This window comes from Kaistia sp. 32K (assembly GCF_016629525.1).
Classification (GTDB): domain Bacteria; phylum Pseudomonadota; class Alphaproteobacteria; order Rhizobiales; family Kaistiaceae; genus Kaistia.
Genome location: NZ_AP024269.1, coordinates 3,404,282 through 3,422,025, shown reverse-complemented (window position 1 = coordinate 3,422,025; position 17,744 = coordinate 3,404,282). Strand labels below are relative to the sequence as shown.

Annotated in this window: 13 protein-coding genes; 3 read left to right on the top strand and 10 right to left on the bottom strand. The window is 67.0% G+C overall.

The window, feature by feature from the left end:
* Nucleotides 1–3: 3 nt before the first annotated feature.
* The 3 genes from K32_RS15830 to carB form a co-directional block, all read right to left on the bottom strand.
* Nucleotides 4–762, bottom strand: a complete 759-nt coding sequence (locus K32_RS15830) for a glycosyltransferase family 2 protein (protein ID WP_201400443.1) — start codon at nt 760–762, stop codon at nt 4–6.
* A 234-nt stretch (nt 763–996) separates the two neighbouring features.
* Entirely contained in the window at nt 997–1,470 is a 474-nt protein-coding gene (greA, locus tag K32_RS15825) for a transcription elongation factor GreA (RefSeq protein WP_201400442.1), read from the bottom strand.
* A gap of 269 nt (nt 1,471–1,739) precedes the next feature.
* On the bottom strand, nt 1,740–5,054 hold the full coding sequence (gene carB, locus K32_RS15820) for a carbamoyl-phosphate synthase large subunit (protein ID WP_201400441.1): 3,315 nt from the start codon (nt 5,052–5,054) through the stop codon (nt 1,740–1,742).
* A gap of 239 nt (nt 5,055–5,293) precedes the next feature.
* On the opposite strand from carB, the gene K32_RS15815 reads away from it, so the two are divergent.
* Both K32_RS15815 and K32_RS15810 read left to right on the top strand, forming a co-directional pair.
* Nucleotides 5,294–6,217 (top strand): neutral zinc metallopeptidase, encoded by a 924-nt coding sequence (locus K32_RS15815; protein ID WP_201400440.1) that lies wholly within the window; start codon nt 5,294–5,296, stop codon nt 6,215–6,217.
* A 6-nt stretch (nt 6,218–6,223) separates the two neighbouring features.
* Nucleotides 6,224–6,787 (top strand): DUF1003 domain-containing protein, encoded by a 564-nt coding sequence (locus K32_RS15810; protein WP_201400439.1) that lies wholly within the window; start codon nt 6,224–6,226, stop codon nt 6,785–6,787.
* Nucleotides 6,788–6,992: 205 nt separating this feature from the next.
* On the opposite strand, the gene K32_RS15805 is transcribed toward K32_RS15810, so the two are convergent.
* Entirely contained in the window at nt 6,993–7,940 is a 948-nt protein-coding gene (locus K32_RS15805; RefSeq protein WP_201400438.1) for an alpha/beta hydrolase, read from the bottom strand.
* A 255-nt stretch (nt 7,941–8,195) separates the two neighbouring features.
* On the opposite strand from K32_RS15805, the gene K32_RS15800 reads away from it, so the two are divergent.
* A complete protein-coding gene (locus K32_RS15800; RefSeq protein ID WP_201400437.1) occupies nt 8,196–10,637 on the top strand; it encodes a DUF6600 domain-containing protein in 2,442 nt (813 codons plus the stop codon).
* A 103-nt stretch (nt 10,638–10,740) separates the two neighbouring features.
* Here K32_RS15800 and K32_RS15795 read toward each other — a convergent pair whose 3' ends face one another.
* From K32_RS15795 to K32_RS15770, 6 genes are all read right to left on the bottom strand, one after another.
* Complete coding sequence (locus K32_RS15795) at nt 10,741–11,031, bottom strand: HlyU family transcriptional regulator (RefSeq protein ID WP_201400436.1); 291 nt, start codon at nt 11,029–11,031, stop codon at nt 10,741–10,743.
* A 35-nt stretch (nt 11,032–11,066) separates the two neighbouring features.
* Nucleotides 11,067–11,663 (bottom strand): Uma2 family endonuclease, encoded by a 597-nt coding sequence (locus tag K32_RS15790; RefSeq protein ID WP_201400435.1) that lies wholly within the window; start codon nt 11,661–11,663, stop codon nt 11,067–11,069.
* Between the two features lie 74 nt (nt 11,664–11,737).
* On the bottom strand, nt 11,738–13,735 hold the full coding sequence (gene rpoD, locus K32_RS15785) for an RNA polymerase sigma factor RpoD (RefSeq protein WP_201400434.1): 1,998 nt from the start codon (nt 13,733–13,735) through the stop codon (nt 11,738–11,740).
* A gap of 178 nt (nt 13,736–13,913) precedes the next feature.
* The gene (gene dnaG, locus K32_RS15780; RefSeq protein ID WP_201400433.1) at nt 13,914–15,851 is read right to left on the bottom strand and encodes a DNA primase; all 1,938 of its coding nucleotides are present in this window, start codon (nt 15,849–15,851) and stop codon (nt 13,914–13,916) included.
* A 245-nt stretch (nt 15,852–16,096) separates the two neighbouring features.
* Nucleotides 16,097–17,065 carry a small ribosomal subunit Rsm22 family protein gene (locus K32_RS15775; protein WP_201400432.1) on the bottom strand — a complete coding sequence of 323 codons (969 nt, stop codon included), beginning with the start codon at nt 17,063–17,065 and terminating at the stop codon, nt 16,097–16,099.
* Between the two features lie 10 nt (nt 17,066–17,075).
* Nucleotides 17,076–17,528, bottom strand: coding sequence for a GatB/YqeY domain-containing protein (locus K32_RS15770; RefSeq protein ID WP_201400431.1), 453 nt, complete (start codon nt 17,526–17,528; stop codon nt 17,076–17,078).
* Nucleotides 17,529–17,744 lie beyond the last annotated feature (216 nt).

Below are 17,744 nucleotides of genomic sequence, written 5' to 3'. Positions count from 1 at the left end.
GGCTCAGCGCGGCCAGCCGGCGATCAGATAGCGCCAGAAGATCTCCTGCGCGCTGGCGGCGGCGGCGGCGAAGCCGTGCCGGCCATCGAGGAAGCCCCGCTTGCCGATATAGGCTTTGACGAAGGTCGCGATCGCGTGGCCGATGGCCTTGCCGGGGCTGCCGCCACGGCCGCTATTGCGGCGCTGCTCGGCGCCGGCAAGCGCGTAGCGGCGCAACTTTTCCAGGACTTCGTCGAAGTCGTGATAGGACATATGCGGCATCGGTGTCCGCAACTCGCCGATCGTGCCGTCGACGAGGAGAACCTCGTGGACGACGTTCTCGCTGAAGCGGGCCGTGTCCCGCCGAACCAGGCGCAGATGGCAGTCTGGGTACCAGCCGCCGTGACGGAGCGGTTTGTCGAGGAAGTAGTTCAGGCGGTGGAGCCGGTAGCCGGCATGGGTTCCGCTCTCGATCGCCGCGCGGATCTCCAGCGCGAGCTCCGGCGGGATCAGCTCGTCGGCGTCGATCGAGAGAACCCAGTCGCCGGTGGCCGCGTCCAGCGCCCGCTGCTTCTGCCGGCCGAAACCCTCCCAGTCGGTGCGCACGAGGGTCCGCGACGCCATCCGCTCGGCAATCTCGATTGTGCCGTCCGTCGAACCGCTGTCGACGATGACGATCTCGTCGCAGAAGGTGAGCGAGGCGAGGCAGGTCGGGAGGTCGCGCGCCTCGTTCTTGGTGATGATGACGGCGGAGAGGCGGGGGCGGTCGGTATTCGCGGGCATCTGATATCCGGAAGGGGAGGCCGCTCGGGCTCGCCTGAGCCCGATCTGCGAGGGTGCACGCGCCACTAAGCACGCGACGCGCGATGCGCCCAGCCCCGCGCGAGGCTTTTCACCAGGCCGGGCCGCGAATTCTGTCGCGCAGGGACGCGCTCCGCAAACAAAGAGAGCACCGGCTTCGAGGAAGGCGGTGCTCTCCAATGGTCTGACTCGGTTGGCCGAGCGTGACGGCGCGCCTTAGCGGAAGGCGACCTCGAGCACTTCATAGGAGCGCTCGCCGCCCGGCGCGGTGACCGCGACGGTGTCGCCGGGGCCCTTGCCGATCAGGGCGCGGGCGATCGGCGAGGAGATCGAGATGCGGCCCGAACGGACGTCGGCCTCGAGATCGCCGACGATCTGGTAGGTCTTCTCTTCCTCGGTATCCTCGTCGACCAGCTTGACCGTGGCGCCGAACTTGATCGTCTCGCCCGACAGCTTGGTGACGTCGATGATCTCGGCGCGCGAAAGCTTGTCCTCGAGCTCCGCGATGCGGCCCTCATTGTGGCTCTGGGCTTCCTTGGCCGAATGGTATTCGGCGTTCTCCGAGAGGTCGCCATGCGCGCGCGCTTCCGAGATCGCCGCGATGATGCGCGGGCGCTCTTCCGAGGTCAGACGCTTCAGCTCCACTTCGAGAGCCGCATGACCCGCAACGGTCATCGGAACCTTTTCCATGGTCTTTCTGGCCTTTTCTTCCTTCTTGACCCCAGCCCGCGAACGTCTGGGGCACAATAATTCAGGCGCCGGTGCCCTGGGGCGCCAGCTTCCTGAGTTCGAAATCCGGTGGGGGCATCGGCCCCGTTATCCGGCCGTCTCGCCCACCTGCATGCCTAGTCGGCAAATTCAGCCGCCGAGTGTCGTCCACGATCGCGGCGAGCGCAAGGGGGGACGGCAAGGGGACTGCGAGGGGACGGATACGGACCGACGCACCGGTCCGTATCGGATCAGGCCGGCTGGAAATAGGCCTGCAGCGGCCGCACTTCCAGGGTGCCGGTCGCATAGGCCTCGATGCCAAGCGATGCCGCGATCGCGCCCGAGAGCGTCGTGTAGTACGGCACCTTGTGCAGCAGGGCGGCGCGACGCATCGAGCGGCTGTCGCCGAGCGCGCGCGCGCCCTCGGTCGTATTGAAGACGAGCTTGACCTCGCCGTTCTTGATCGCGTCGACGATGTGCGGCCGGCCTTCCAGCACCTTGTTGATCTTGGCGCAGGCGATCCCCTGTTCTGCCAGGAAGCGCTGTGTGCCGCTGGTCGCGATGATCTTGAAGCCGAGACCCTCGAGGCGGCGCATCGGCTCGACGATTCCGGCCTTGTCCGAGTCCCGCATCGAGACGAACACGGTTCCGGCCGTCGGCAGCGCGCTGCCGGCGCCGAGCTGCGACTTGGCGAAGGCGACCTCGTAGTCGTAGTCGAGACCCATGACCTCGCCGGTCGAGCGCATTTCCGGGCCGAGCAGCGTGTCGACGCCGGGGAAGCGGGCGAACGGGAACACGGCTTCCTTGACCGCGATGTGGTCGCGATGGCCGGGCTTCAGCTCGAAGCTTTCCAGGCTTTCGCCGGCCATGACGCGGGCGGCGATCTTGGCGACCGGCAGGCCGATCGTCTTGGCGACGAAGGGCACCGTGCGCGAGGCGCGCGGGTTCACTTCGAGCACGTAGATCTCGCCGTCCTTGATCGCGTACTGGACGTTCATCAGGCCGCCGACCTTGAGCGCGAGCGCGAGCTTGCGGGTCTGCTCTTCCAGCGTGGCGATCGTCTCGGCGGAGAGCGAGTGAGGCGGCAGCGAGCAGGCGCTGTCGCCCGAATGGATGCCGGCCTCCTCGATGTGCTCCATGATGCCGGCGACGAACACCGTCGTGCCGTCGGCGAGCGCATCGACGTCGACTTCGGTGGCGTCGGAGAGATAGCGGTCGAACAGCAGCGGGTTCTTGCCCAGCAGCGTGTTGATCTGGCCGGTCTTGTCGTTCGGGTAGCGGACCTTGACCTCGGCCGGCACCAGCTCGGGCAGCGTGCCGAGCAGGTAGTCCGACAGCGTGTCGTCGTCGCGGATGATCTGCATCGCACGGCCGCCGAGCACGTAGGACGGGCGGACGACGAGCGGATAGCCGAGATCGGCGACGACCAGGCGCGCCTGCTCGACCGAATAGGCGATGCCGTTCTTGGGCTGGCGGATGCCGAGCTTGTTCAGCAGCTTCGAGAAGCGGTCGCGGTCCTCGGCCAGGTCGATCGCGTCGGGCGAGGTGCCGAGGATCGGCACGCCGGCCTCCTCGAGCGCCGAGGCGAGCTTCAGCGGGGTCTGGCCGCCGAACTGGACGATGACGCCGTGCAGCGTGCCCTTCGACTGCTCGACGCGGATGATCTCCAGCACGTCCTCGGCCGTCAGCGGCTCGAAATAGAGCCGGTCGGACGTGTCGTAGTCGGTCGACACGGTTTCCGGGTTGCAGTTGATCATGATCGCTTCATAGCCGGCATCCTTCAGCGCGAAGGCGGCATGGCAGCAGCAATAGTCGAACTCGATGCCCTGGCCGATGCGGTTCGGGCCGCCGCCGAGGATGATGACCTTCTTCGCGTCGGACGGCTCGGCCTCGCTCACCGGCGCGCCGGTGAAGGGCGCCTCGTAGGTCGAGTACATGTAGGGCGTCGGCGAGGCGAACTCGGCCGCGCAGGTGTCGATCCGCTTGTAGACCGGATGCACACCGAGCGACGTGCGCAGCGCCTTGACCTCGCTGTCGTTCTTGCCGGTCAGGTTGGCGAGCCGCTGGTCCGAGAAGCCCATCGCCTTGAGGCGGCGGAACGCGCCCGCCGTCGTCGGCAGGCCATGCGTGCGGATCTTCAGCTCGGTGTCGATGATGCCCTTGATTTCCTTGAGGAACCACGGGTCGATCTTGCAGATGTCATGCACCTGCTCGACGGAAATGCCGAGGCGCATGGCCTGGGCGGCCTGCAGCAGGCGATTGGGCGTCGGCGTGCCGATGGCGGCGCGAATGGCGTTGGCGTCGTCGCCCTGGCCGAGGCCGGGGATCTCGATCTCGTCGAGGCCGGAAAGACCCGTCTCGAGACCGCGCAAAGCCTTCTGCAGCGATTCCTGGAAGGTGCGGCCGATCGCCATCACTTCGCCGACCGACTTCATCGCGGTGGTCAGCACCGGCGAGGCGCCCGGGAACTTCTCGAAGGCGAAGCGCGGGATCTTGGTGACGACATAGTCGATCGTCGGCTCGAACGAGGCCGGGGTGGCGCCGCCGGTGATGTCGTTCTCGAGCTCGTCGAGCGTGTAGCCGACGGCGAGCTTCGCCGCGACCTTGGCGATCGGGAAGCCGGTCGCCTTCGATGCCAGAGCGGACGAGCGCGACACGCGCGGGTTCATCTCGATGACGATCAGCCGGCCGTCGGCCGGGTTGACGGCGAACTGCACGTTCGAGCCGCCCGTCTCGACGCCGATCTCGCGCAGCACCGCCAGCGAGGCGTCGCGCATGATCTGGTATTCCTTGTCGGTGAGCGTCAGCGCCGGCGCGACGGTGATCGAATCGCCGGTGTGGACGCCCATCGGATCGATGTTCTCGATCGAGCAGATGATGATGCAGTTGTCCTTCTTGTCGCGGACAACCTCCATCTCATACTCCTTCCAGCCGAGCACCGATTCCTCGATCAGCACTTCGTCGGTCGGAGAGGCATCGACGCCGCTTTCGACGATCTCGATGAATTCCTCGCGCGTATAGGCGATGCCGCCGCCGGTGCCGCCCAGCGTGAAGGACGGGCGGATGATGACCGGCAGGCCGATCTCTTCCAGCGCGGGCAGGGCTTCGGCGAGCGAATGGGCGAGGCGCGAGCGCGGCGTCTCCAGCCCGATCTTCGTCATCGCGTCGCGGAACCGCTCGCGGTCCTCGGCCTTGTCGATCGCCTCGGCGGTGGCGCCGATCATCTCGACGTTGAACTTGTCGAGCACGCCCATCTTCTTCAGCGACAGCGCGCAGTTCAGCGCCGTCTGGCCGCCCATCGTCGGGAGCAGCGCGTCGGGGCGCTCCTTCTCGATGATCTTGGCGACGATCTCCGGGGTGATCGGCTCGATATAGGTCGCGTGCGCCAGATCCGGATCGGTCATGATCGTTGCCGGATTGGAGTTCACGAGGATGATTCGGTACCCTTCGTCCTTCAGCGCCTTGCAGGCCTGGGTGCCGGAATAATCGAACTCGCAAGCCTGGCCGATAATGATCGGGCCAGCTCCGATGATCAGGATCGATTGAATATCTGTACGTTTCGGCAATTTCGTCTCGCGCGTAGCAAAAAACCCGGCGCGGTGATCCGCGCGGGCCATCAAGCAGGGGGCGTGTAAGGCTAGAGCGGCCTTATAGGGGAAAAGGCGGGGAGGGGGAACCCCTGCGGGCAACTGTCTGTGCCTTCCCCGCATTGGAGACACTGGCGGTGCGACGCGCGCAGGACTAGTTTCGATGAAATAAATCCTGTGCGGACGGCTTCGGCCTCGGCATCAACGGAGTAGGGCGGATGCGGCTTGGTGGTCAGCGCGAGAGCAGCAACGTCGAGGATCGGCGTGGCGGCGATACAGGCGGCCTGGACGGCGGCTTCCGCCCGGCAGGCATGGGCGGCGGACGCGGCATACCGCTCCGGGGCAGTTCGCTGGTCGTGATCGCCGCCATTGTCGGCATCGGCTGGCTGGTGTTCGGCATCAATCCGATCCAGATGCTGGCCATGGTCACGGGCGGCGGCGGCTCGTTCACCCAGGACAGCAGCTACCAGCAGCCCTCGCCGTCGGGAACCGGCACCGGCATCAATGACGAGGGCAAGGTCTTCGTCGCCAAGGTTCTGGGCAGCACCGAGGACGTGTGGACCGACATCTTCAAGTCGGCCGGCGAGACCTATCCGCCGACGCCGCTGGTGCTCTTCTCCGGCGTGACGCGCTCGGCCTGCGGCACGGCGAGTTCAGCCTCCGGACCGTTCTATTGCCCGCTCGACAAGAAGGTCTATATCGACCTCGCCTTCTATGACGAGCTGAAGCGCCGCTTCGGTGCGCCGGGCGACATGGCGCAGGCCTATGTCATCGCGCACGAGGTCGGCCATCACGTGCAGGATCTGCAGGGCATCCTGCCGAAGTTCAACGAGATGCGGCAAAGCATGAGCAAGGCGGACGCCAACGCGCTTTCCGTCAAGGTCGAGCTGCAGGCGGATTGCTATGCCGGCGTCTGGGCCAACCGCACCGACCAGAAGGGCATGTTGGAGGCCGGCGACATCGACGAGGCGCTGAACGCGGCGACGCAGATCGGCGACGACGCCATCCAGAAGCGCAGCCAGGGCGTCGTCGTGCCGGAGAGCTTCACGCATGGCACCTCGGCGCAGCGCAGCGCCTGGTTCAAGCGCGGCTACCAGACCGGCGACGTCAGCCAGTGCAACACGTTTCAGGGCCAGATCTGACGGGCCATGTCGGACGCGGCAATCCGCGATCTCTGTGAAAAGCTGCTGGCCGACGGCGTGGAAGTGCTGTCGGCGAGCGACCGGCGCCTTCTGGAAAAGGTGGCGACGCGCACGCATGTCGCGCGCGATATCAACCGCGAATTCGAGCAGCAGCTCACCTTCGGCGACCGGCTGGCCGACCGCGTCGCCGCGATCGGCGGCTCCTGGGGCTTCATCATCACCTTCAGCGTGGTGATCCTCGGCTGGACCGGGCTGAACACTTTCGTGCTGACCCGCTGGGGCAGCGGCGGCTTCGACCCCTATCCCTATGTCTTCCTCAATCTCATCCTGTCGATGGTCGCCGCCCTGCAGGCGCCCGTCATCATGATGTCGCAGAACCGCCAGGCCGAGAAGGACCGGCTGGCGGCGGAGCACGACTATGAGGTGAACCTCAAGGCCGAGATCGAGATCATGGCGCTGCACGACAAGTTCGAGCAGCTCAGGACCGGCGAGCTGAAGACCATCCTGGAGCGCATCGAAACCGCCCTGGCCGTGCCGGTCGACGAACAGCGCCGGGATTCGAAGGGGTAGGGGGCCGGCTCATCTCTTCACCTCTCCCTGAGGGAGAGGTCGACGGCCGAAGGCCGGCGGGTGAGGGTTTACGGCCTCACAGGTCAGGTTCCCGACGGTCACGATGCTCGATCGGATGGTTCCCTAAACCCTCACCCGGAGCTTCGCTCCGACCTCTCCCTCAGGGAGAGGTGAAGGGCGCTGTTCCCGGATAGAGGGCGGGCGCTCACTTCCCGCCCGACGCCAGCATCCAGTTCAGCGTCTCGCGCCAGTCGGTCATGCGGATCGGGGTGCCGTGGTTGCCGTTCTGGAACAGCACGAATTTTATCGGATAGCCGGGTGACTTCTTGCGGACCTGGTCGAAGAAGGCCTGCTGCGTCTTCCAGTCGATGATCGGGTCGTGGCTGCCATGGCCGATGAAGATCGGGATCTGTCGGCCGCCCTTCTTCATCGCCGCCGTCTTCAAGAAGCCGGGATCGTTGAGCGAGCCGAGCAGGATCAGGCCCGAGATCATTGACGCCGCTTCGGGGTCGCGCGCGAGCGACCAGCACAGCTTGCCGCCATAGGAGCCGCATGCGACGAAGATCGGCGCGCCGGGCGAGCGGGCGGCGTAGTCCTGCATCAAGGCCTTGATCTCGGCCGTGCCGTTCGCCTCGAAATCGGAGAAGTCCGGCGAGAGATAGGCGCCGCCGGCCGCGACGGTCAGGTTCTTCACGCGGTTGAAATTGCCGCCAAAAGTCCAGTCGTCGGCGCCCTGGAAGCGCGTGCCGTTCTGGCCGTGCAGGTAGATCACGATCATGCTGGCCCGGCCCTTGGTGGCGCCGGCGCCGACATATTTGAGGGCACGATCGCCGACGCGGTAGGTCAGGTGGTCCTCGACCCGCTTGGTCTTCAGCGACACGTATTTCCCCTGCACCTTGCGCTCGGGGACCTCGTCGCGGCCGTTGATGTCGCGCATTTCGTCATAGTCGACGACGCGGAACGCGCCGCCATCGCGGCTTTCCAGCACCGTGCCGTAGCCGAAGAGATCGTCCTTGTAGGGCGCGAGCTGCGACACCTGGGCGGAGGCCGTGCCGGCCAGCAGGACGCCCGGCAGCAGCAGCGCCATGGCGATGCGGCGGAGCCGCCGGATGGCTGGATGGCCGTTGGCCGCCCCTGATGATTTCGCCCACATCCGCCGCGCGTCTCCCGATATCCCGTTGCGGCGGCAGGATGACATCTCGGCGCCGCGCCGCCAATCCGTCGTGGTCCCGGCATTCAGCGTGCGTTCAGGCGCCGGGAGGGATGGATGAGGCGAGCCATGGGGCGAATCGGTCGCGTAGGCCGCCTTTTTTGAGCCTCGACCGCGCCGCTTTCGCCGGTTGATATCGGGCGCGATGGCCGGGGACTGGCATGATTCGGTTCGGTCGGGAACGACGGGAAGGTGACGATGAAATTTCTGGGTCTGATCGGAGCGGCTCTGGCGGGCGGCGTGGTGGTGGCGGGAGCCGCCGTCGTGACCGGCGTCGTCGAGGTTCCGTACAAGCTCGAGCTCAAGCCGAAGGCGCCCGCCGTTTCCGAGGGAAGCGAGCAGGAGCCGCCGGCCAATAGCACCGACATGGACGATTACGACCAGGCGGCCGAGACCGATGGTTCGAGCGCGTCGCAGCCGGCGCAGCCCTCGCGGCCGACGCAGGTCGCCGCCGCCGAGGTCGTGCCGCCGACGCCGCGCCCGCGCCCCGCGCAGCAGGTGCAGACCTCCCGGCCGCGTCCGCAGCCCGTCTCCAGCCGGCCCCGTGCGAGCCGTCCCTCCGGCGATGTCGGCTATTTCTTCGACGAACTGCAGCCCTATGGCCGTTGGGTCGAGAATGACGATTACGGCTATGTCTTCGTGCCGAAGCGCCGTGGCGCCGGCTGGCGGCCGTTCCAGGAAGGCCGCTGGACCTGGACCGACGATTACGGCTGGTACTGGGAATCGAGCGAGCCGTTCGGCTGGGCGACGTATCATTACGGCCGCTGGGACTATGACCCCGACTATGGCTGGTACTGGATTCCCGGCGACACCTGGTCGCCCGCCTGGGCCACGTTCCGCGTCGGTGGCGGCCAGGTCGGCTGGGCGCCGATCGCGCCGGACCGTTCCGGCTACCAGTATGGCCAGCCGCGCCGCTACGATCCGCCGGTCTCGGAGAGCTGGGTGTTCGTCGACGAGCGCTATTTCGACGATGACGACATCGGCCGCCGCGCCGCGCCGGTGCGCGACGTTGGCCGCTATCTCGGCGAGGCGCGCGACGTGCGCCGCCCGCAGTACCAGGATGGCCGCTTCTTCAACGAACCGGTCCGCCGGCGCGACCGTCCCGGCCGCGAGATCGTCTATGTCGACGAGCAGAGCGACATCTTCGACGATGATCGCGGCGGCCGGATCGGCGTGTTCCGCCCGCGCATCGACGACCAGCGCTTCGACCGCCGTCCGGACCGGTTCGACCGGGACGTGCCGCGCGACGACCGCACGCTGATCCACCAGTATGTCGAGCCCGATCCGAAGGCGGCGATTGCCGGCGTCGTGTCGGCGGCGCTGCTCTCCGTGCTCGATCCGGGCGAGCGGCGCGACCTGCGCCGCGATCGGGATCGCGACCAGCCGCAGCAGCGCGATCGCATGCAGGCCGAGATCGACAAGCTGAAGGCCGAGAAGGCCAGCCTGATCGACGAGCAGCGCAAGCAGGCGGACGCCCGCGCCGCCGAGATCGACGCCGCGACCAAGAAAGCCGACGCGCAGCGCCAGGCCGAACAGGAGCGTATCCGCCAGGAGCGCGCCGCCAGGGCGGACGAGGTGCTGAAGAAGGTCGAGGCCAATCCGCAGCCGGCCGAGCCGCCGGCGCCCGCCGGAGGCAATCCGCCGCCGGTGGATCCGGCCCAGCCCGAGCGGCCGAGCCGCCCGGATCGCGGTCCCGACCAGAAGCCGGACCAGCCGGAAGCCCAGCGTCCGGATCGCCAGCAGCCGGACGGCCAGCAGGGCGAGCGGCCGCGTAGGGATCGTCCGGCCAAGCCGGCCGAGGAGGCGCCCGCCGCCGAGCAGCCCGCTCCCGAGGCCAAGCCTGCGCCGGAGGCAAAGCCCGCTCCGGAAGCCAAGCCTGAGCCGAAGCCTGTGCCGGAGGCCAAGCCCGAGCCCAAGCCGGAAGCGACTCCGGCCGAGCCGCAGCCGCAGCCGGAACCGGCCACGAAGCCGCGAAGGGATCGTCCTGCCAAGCCGGCCGAGGAAGCGCCTGCCGTCGAGCAGCCGGCTCCCGAGGCCAGGCCGGAGTCCAAGCCTGCGCGTGAGCCGAAGGCCGAAGCCAAGCCGGCACCCGAAGCCAAGCCTGCTCCTGAGGCGAAGCCTGCGCCGGAGCCGGAGGCCCAGCCGGAGCCGCCGCGCAAGAAGCGTCCGGAGCGGCCTGCCGAGGAAGCGCCGCCGGCCGCCGAGTCGCGGCCGGATGCCCAGCCGCAGGAGCCCGCGGAGCCGCCGCGCCGCAAGCGCCCGCAGGCTGAACAGGTCGAGCCGGCCGCGCCGGCTCAGCAGGAGGAGGCTCCCCGCCAGCGTCGCCAGGAACGGCAGCGCGAGGAGCAGCCGCCGCAGCAGCAGGAGCAACGGCAGCAGGAGCAGCCCCAGCAGGAACGCCCGCGCCGCGAGCGTGAGCCCCAGCAGGAGCAGCGCCAGCCTGAGCCGCAGCAGGAGCAGCGTCAGCAGCAGGAGCCGCCACAGCAGGAGCGTCCGCGCCGCGAGCGTGAGCCCCAGCAGGAGCAGGGCAAGCCCGAGCCGCAGCAGGAGCAGCGCCAGCACCGCGAGGAGCAGCCACGCCATCGTGGCGGCGATTGCCCCGAGGGCGCTGTGCAGCCGGATGGAAGCTGCGCCCAGTAAGGGGCTTCCGTCTCAAACGACAAAAGCCGGCCGCGTCACCGCGGCCGGCTTTTTTACGGAGTCACGCTTCTTGCGGCGTCCCCGGGGAGCCCGCGGCCTCGCCTCAGCTGGCGTCGAAAACCCGGTCGCCCTGCTCGTCGATGATCTGCTTGCCCTTGATGATGGCGAAATCGGCGGCGGCGTCGCGGCTCGTATGCGAATCGACGCGCACGAAGCGGTAGGACTTCTCGACGCCGTCGATCGTCTTCTCGATATAGCCGGCCGTCTTGTATTGGCCGCCTTCCGAATAGGGGGCAGGGCGGATGTTGTAGCCCTTGTATTCGGTCGCCTCGCCCTTGGCCTCTGCGGCATCCGAGCTGCCACCGCCGCCGAACAGCTTCTTCAGGAACGACATGGAATGACCTTCTGCTTGGTGTCTGTGTCCGAGCCTTAGCCCGATCCGTCGTCGAGGTCGAGGTCGAGATCGGCGAGCCGCAACGCGAACTCCGCCGGCGCGAAGGCCGGCACGACGAGATCGTCGGCGCTCCAGGGCGTTATCGAGGCGTAGCGCCCGTCCACCGGCTCGCGATGGACATGGATCGTGTTGGTGGTGGCGTCGATCACCCAGAGCTCGCGAATGCCGAAATGCGCGTAGATGAGGGCCTTCGGGCCGAGATCGAAGCCGAGCGAGCTGTCGGAAATCTCGACGGCCAGCAGGGCAAGGCCGGACCGCAAATCGCGAATGGCTACCGAACGTCGAAAGACGAGGAAGTCCGGTTCGAGAAACGTGTCATCGGACAGGCGGAACGTCGTCTCGGGAATGAAGACGGTATCGGCCGGATGTTGGCGACCCCAGCGAAGCATGATTTCGAGCTTCAACGTCTCATGCCGGCTGCCTTTGGGATTCATCGGAATGAGCTCTCCCCCGATCAGCTCGACCCGTTCTTCCGCGCGGAGCAAGCCGACCTCGCTCATGCGCTCGACCTCCTTCACCGTGAAGCCACGGCGGGGGAGGCCGGCCTTTTCGATGATCGCGCGCACGTTCATGACGACATCCTAAAACAAAAGGGCCGCTCTCGCGAGCAGCCCCTTTGGATGTGTCGATGGCCGGTCTCGGACGATCAGTTGTCCAGGAACGAGCGCAGCTTGCGCGAGCGGCTCGGGTGCTTGAGCTTGCGCAGCGCCTTCGCCTCGATCTGGCGGATACGCTCGCGCGTCACCGAGAACTGCTGGCCGACTTCTTCCAGCGTGTGGTCGGTGTTCATGCCGATGCCGAAGCGCATGCGCAGCACGCGTTCTTCACGCGGCGTCAGCGATGCCAAGACGCGCGTGGTCGTCTCGCGCAGGTTCGACTGGATCGCCGCGTCGATCGGCAGGATCGCCATCTTGTCCTCGATGAAGTCACCGAGATGCGAATCCTCCTCGTCGCCGATCGGCGTTTCGAGCGAGATCGGCTCCTTGGCGATCTTCAGGACCTTGCGGACCTTCTCGAGCGGCATGGCCAGCTTCTCGGCCAGCTCTTCCGGCGTCGGCTCGCGGCCGATCTCGTGCAGCATCTGGCGCGAGGTGCGGACGATCTTGTTGATCGTCTCGATCATGTGCACCGGGATACGGATCGTGCGGGCCTGGTCGGCGATCGAGCGGGTGATCGCCTGGCGGATCCACCAGGTGGCGTAGGTCGAGAACTTGTAGCCGCGGCGGTATTCGAACTTATCGACCGCCTTCATCAGGCCGATATTGCCTTCCTGGATCAGGTCCAGGAACTGCAGGCCGCGATTGGTGTACTTCTTGGCGATCGAGATGACGAGGCGGAGGTTCGCCTCGACCATTTCCTTCTTGGCCTGACGGGCTTCCTTCTCGCCCTTCTGCACCATGTGCACGATGCGGCGATACTCGATGATCTCCAGGCCCGTCTCGGTGGCGAGGTTCTGGATCTCGCTGCGCAGCTCGCGGATCCGGTCCTTGCCGTTGGTGACGAAGTCCTTCCAGCCGCGGCCGCCGAGATTGGCGACGCGACGCAGCCAGTTCGGGTCGAGCTCGGAGCCCTGGTACTCGCGCAGGAACTCTTCGCGCGAGACGCGATAGCTCTCGGCCAGACGCAGCAGCTTGCCCTCGGAGCTGACGAGGCTCTTGTTGATGGCGTAGAGCTGCTCGACCAGCGAATCGATGCGGTTCTGGTTCAGCGAGAGCGACTTGACCTCGAGGATCAGGTCGTCCTTCAGCTTCTTGTAGCGGCGCTCCTGCGAGGGCGATAGCGTCTCGTTCTTGAGGCGGCCCTCGACCAGCTGGTCCTGCAGGCGGCGCAGCTTCTTGTAATTCTCGGCGACGTTCTCGAAGGTCTCGACGACCTTCGGCTTCAGCTCGGCCTCCATGGCGGCGAGCGACATGTTGTTTTCCATGTCGTCTTCGTCGTCGCCGTCGCCATCGGGCTGCGGCGGCAGGGGAGCCTCGGCGTCCTCGTCCTCGGCGCCTTCGCCGAACGGCACGCCGCCCGGACCAGCCATCGGGGCGTTCTTCGCCTCGGGACCGGCATAGGTCGCCTCGAGGTCGATGATGTCGCGCAGCAGGATCTTGCCCTCGGCAAGCTCCTCCTTCCAGATGATGATGGCCTGGAAGGTGAGGGGGCTCTCGCAGAGCCCGGCGATCATCGTCTCGCGGCCGGCCTCGATCCGCTTGGCGATGGCGATTTCGCCCTCGCGCGACAGCAGTTCGACCGAGCCCATCTCGCGCAGATACATGCGGACGGGGTCGTCGGTGCGGTCGGTCGGCTCCTTGGCCGTCGACGAGCGGGCAACGGCGGTGCCGGTCGATTCGGCGAGCTCGCCCGCTTCCTCGTCGGCGTCGGCCGCGGTCGGTTCTTCCGCGTCCTCGACCTCGTCGGCCTCGATCACATTGATGCCCATTTCGGAGAGCATCGAGAGAATGTCCTCGATCTGCTCCGAGCCGACCTGCTCGGAGGGGAGGACGGAATTCAGTTCCTCATAGGTGACAAAGCCGCGCTTCTTGGCGACCTTGATCATCCGTTTGACGGCGGCATCCGAGAGATCCAGAAGCGGACCATCCTGCGGCTCGGCCTGCGCGTCCTGCGCCTCTTCGTTTTCCTGAACCTTGGTCGCCATGCTGTTCTCCGTCTTGGCGAACGCGTCGCGCCAGACGGTTCACGTCCGTCGCGCTCGCATATCCGCCGTTAAATCCTAGAGGCGGCACGAAGTTTCCCTCCTGCCGTCGGTCGCCCGACTCTTAGACTTTCTTGTCTTAAGGCCCGCTTAACCTTACGCCCTCGCCAGTCAATCGACCCTACATCGACTGCAATCGTCGACCCGAACTAATCCCGAACCCCTCGATCAGAGCCTCGGTTCCATCGCTGTTGGCCATCTGGTTCTGGATGTCGATCATCTTCGCCAAATTGGCGTCGCTCGGATCGGTCGCTAGGGCAGCCTCGGCATCCTTGAGCTCCTTATGTAACGTTCGCGCCTTCCTGTGCAAGGTGAGCGCCTGCATCCAACCATCCGCCGCGTCACGATTCGCCGCATCCGCCCTTGCCTGCCAGTTGCCGCATCGCTCGAGCTGCAGGTCCAGCTTGTCGAGCAATTCGCCGAACCGCGCCGACAGAAGGCGGCCTCTGAGCCCCCCGCTGTCGATGTGCGGATCTTCGGCGGCAATCTCTAGGATTTGCGTGCGAAGGGAGTCAAGTTCGCGATTCGTCAACTCGATCTGCGCAAATTCGTCGAAATGGTCCGGGACGAGGCTCGGGTGGTTGGCCATGGTCATCACCAGCACAACCTCGCGTAGGGGCGCCTGCACCCGGCCGGAGAGCGTCGTCGAGCGTTTCAGCGTCTCCGAAATGATCGGCGGCGGCTGGCGCACGGGCCGTCCCGGGCCGCCGCCATTGCCGCCCCGGCCATCCTGGCGGCGCTCGCCGCGCGGCTGGCGGTTGCCGGATTTCTGGCCATAGCCGAAGAACTCGCGCGCCCGCTCGGCGAAGGCCTGCTCATAGTGATGGCGGATGCTCTCGTCGGCGACGCTCTTGGCGATATCGCGCAGCCGCGCGTCCAGCGCCGCGCGCCGCTCCGGCGTCTCGAAGCCGCCGCCATCTGTCTCGCGCATCCAGACCATGTCGAACAGCGGCCTCGCGGCGGCCAGCACCTGCGCCATCGCCTCGCGGCCGGACGAGCGGATCAGGTCGTCCGGATCCTGGCCCTCGGGCAGCAGCGCGAAACGCACGGTCTTGCCGGGCTTCAGGGCGGCGAGCGCGAGATCAGCGGCGCGATAGGCGGCGCGCAGCCCCGCCTTGTCGCCGTCGAAGCAGAGGATCGGCTCGGGCGTCATCCGCCAGAGCAGGTCGAGCTGGCGCTCGGTCAGCGCCGTGCCGAGCGGCGCGACGGTATGGCCGAAGCCCGCCGTCGCCATGGCGATGACGTCGACATAGCCCTCGACGGTGATCAGCGTGCCGGCGCTCTGCACGGCCTTGCGCGCCTCGAAGCCGTTGTAGAGCAGGTCGCCCTTGCGGAAGAGCACCGTCTCCGGCGAGTTCAGATATTTCGCCTGCGCGTCGGGAGAGAGCGCGCGGCCGCCGAAGGCGACGATGCGGCCGCGGAAATCGGTGATCGGGAACATCACGCGGTCGCGGAAGCGGTCATAGGAGACGGGGATGTCCTCGCCGGAGATCAGCAGGCCGGTCGCGACCATGTCCTCATGCGGCACGCCCTTCGAGGCCAGATATTCCTTGAGCGCGTTGCGGCTCTGCCTGGCATAGCCGAGGCGGAAGCGGCGCTGGATGTCGGGGCCGAGTTCGCGTCCGTTCAGGTAGCCGCGCGCGCTGGCGCCGTCGCGCGACTGCAGCCCATCCTCGAAGAAACGGCAGGCGAGTTCCATCACCTCGTGCAGCGAGGCGCGCTTGCGCTCCTCTTCCTCGGCGTGCACGTCGCGCGCCGGCATGGGCACGCCGGCTTCCATCGCCAGCCGCTCGACCGCTTCCGGGAAGGAGAGGCCTTCGAGCTTGGTCAGGAAGGTGAAGTGATCGCCCGATTCGCCGCAGCCGAAGCAGTGGTAGCGACCCTTGCGGTCCTCGGCGTGGAAGGAGGGCGATTTTTCGCCGTGGAACGGGCAGCAGGCCCAGAAATCCCCCTTCTGCGGCTGCGACTTGCGCCGATCCCACGTCACGCGCCGGCCGACGATCGAGGAGATCGGCAGCCGGGCACGGATTTCATCGAGGAAGGAGGGCGAGAAGCGCATGGGATTCCGGAATGGTGATGACCTTCCAATTTAGGAGCTGGCGGGCGGAAGGGCAAAGGCGAGAAGCGACTTATGCCCGCTATGCAGGGCGTCTTGATGGCGCAGGACGTGTGCTTTCACCTCTCCCACAGGGAGAGGTCGGCCCGCTGGGCCGGGTGAGGGGTTGAGGCCTCACCGGAAAATGCTGAACCCCTCACCCGCCGGCCTGCGGCCGTCGACCTCTCCCTGTGGGAGAGGTGAGATGTCTACACATCCAGCGCGTCGCCCCAGTCGAGGCGGCGGGCGGTCTTGAACAGGGCGCCCTCGCGCTTGGTGATGAGCCGGGTCTCGGCCGCCCCGGACGGAAGGCAGAGTTTCAGGCTGACCTTGCCGCTGGAGGCCTTGGGCGGCGTCAGCACGCGGGCGACCGTGTGCTCGCGCGGCGTGCGCGAGGCGGCGAGATAGATGAACTTCTCGTCCTCGAACGGCACCACGGCGCCCTTGCTGCGGAGGTGGATCTTCGTCCGCGCCACGCGGCGGGAGAAATGGCACCAGTCCGGCGAAACGATCGGGCAGGGCGCTTCATGCGCGCAGGGCGCCAGGATATGCGCGCCGGCAGCGATCAGCTGCGCCCGGGCGGCGAGAATGCGCTGCCATCCGGCCGGCGTGCCGGGCTCGACGATCAGCAGGAGGCCGATTGCCGCCTGCCAGGCTGCCTCGATCAGCGCTGCACGAGCGGCCTCTTCCAGTTCGTCCAGCACATAGGCGATGGTGACGAGGTCGTGCGCGTCGACGGCAAGCTTGGCCTTGGCGAAATCGACCGCCCGCCATTCGCGTTGGAACGGCGCGGCGGAGGCGGCGAGCGTCTCGCCCCAGCGCCGCATGGTTGGGCTGCCCTCGATCATCAGCGCGTTGTCGATCGTCGGCCAGGTGTCGCGCGCCGCCCACATGGCGGTGCCGGGGCCGGCGCCGAGGTCGAGCAGCGTCTTCGGCCGGAACTCCGGCATCAGGCTTTCCGCCGCATCCATCGCCGCGCGCACGGCGGCGAAGGTCGCCGGCAGCCGCGCCGCCAGATAGGCGCGCGCGGCATCGTCCTCGGAGACGTGGAATCGCCCGTCGCGCAGCTCGCTGCGATAGCGCTGCGAGAGCATGGCGGAGGCTTCGGCAAGGGCTGCCGTCGAGGCGCCCTCGAGCGCCGCGTCGACGGCGTCGCGAAGGTTCGGCGGCAGTTCCATCGTGTGGACCCTAGCTGGTCAGCGCCGCCTTGACCGCGGCGCTCGCCTTGGCGAAGTCCATCTGGCCGGCATAGCGGGCCTTCAGCTCGGACATCACCTTGTTCATGTCGCGGATGCCCGAGGCGCCGGTCTCGACGACGAGGGCCGCGATCGCGGCCTTGGCCTCGTCCTCGGAGAGCTGCTTCGGCAGATATTCCTCGATGACGGCGATTTCCTCGCGCTCCTGCTCGGCGAGCTCGGGACGGCCGTTGTCCTCGTAGATCTTCGCCGATTCGAGGCGCTGCTTGACCATCTTGGCGAGCAGGTCGATCAATTCGACATCGGTCGCCTCGCCGGTGCCGGCGGTGCGCGCGACGATGTCGCGATCCTTGATCGCCGCGGCGATCAGGCGAAGCGTTCCGGTGCGCTTCTTGTCCTTGGCAAGCATCGCCCCTTTCAGGGCCGCATTGATGGTGTCGCGCATCGTCAATCTCCTTGAACGCCGGCGCACCATAGAGAAGCTTGGCGCGTCCTTCAAGCGCATCTACCTTAACATATTGAAATGTAAGACTTTTGTATTTTTCGCTTCGGGTTGACGGGGTGCCGGGCTTGCCCTAGTTTCCGGGCAAATGGGCGCGAGGCGGTGGATCCCTGGGATCCGCCGCGTTTTTGCGCGGCATGAGCTACGCGCCCGACCACC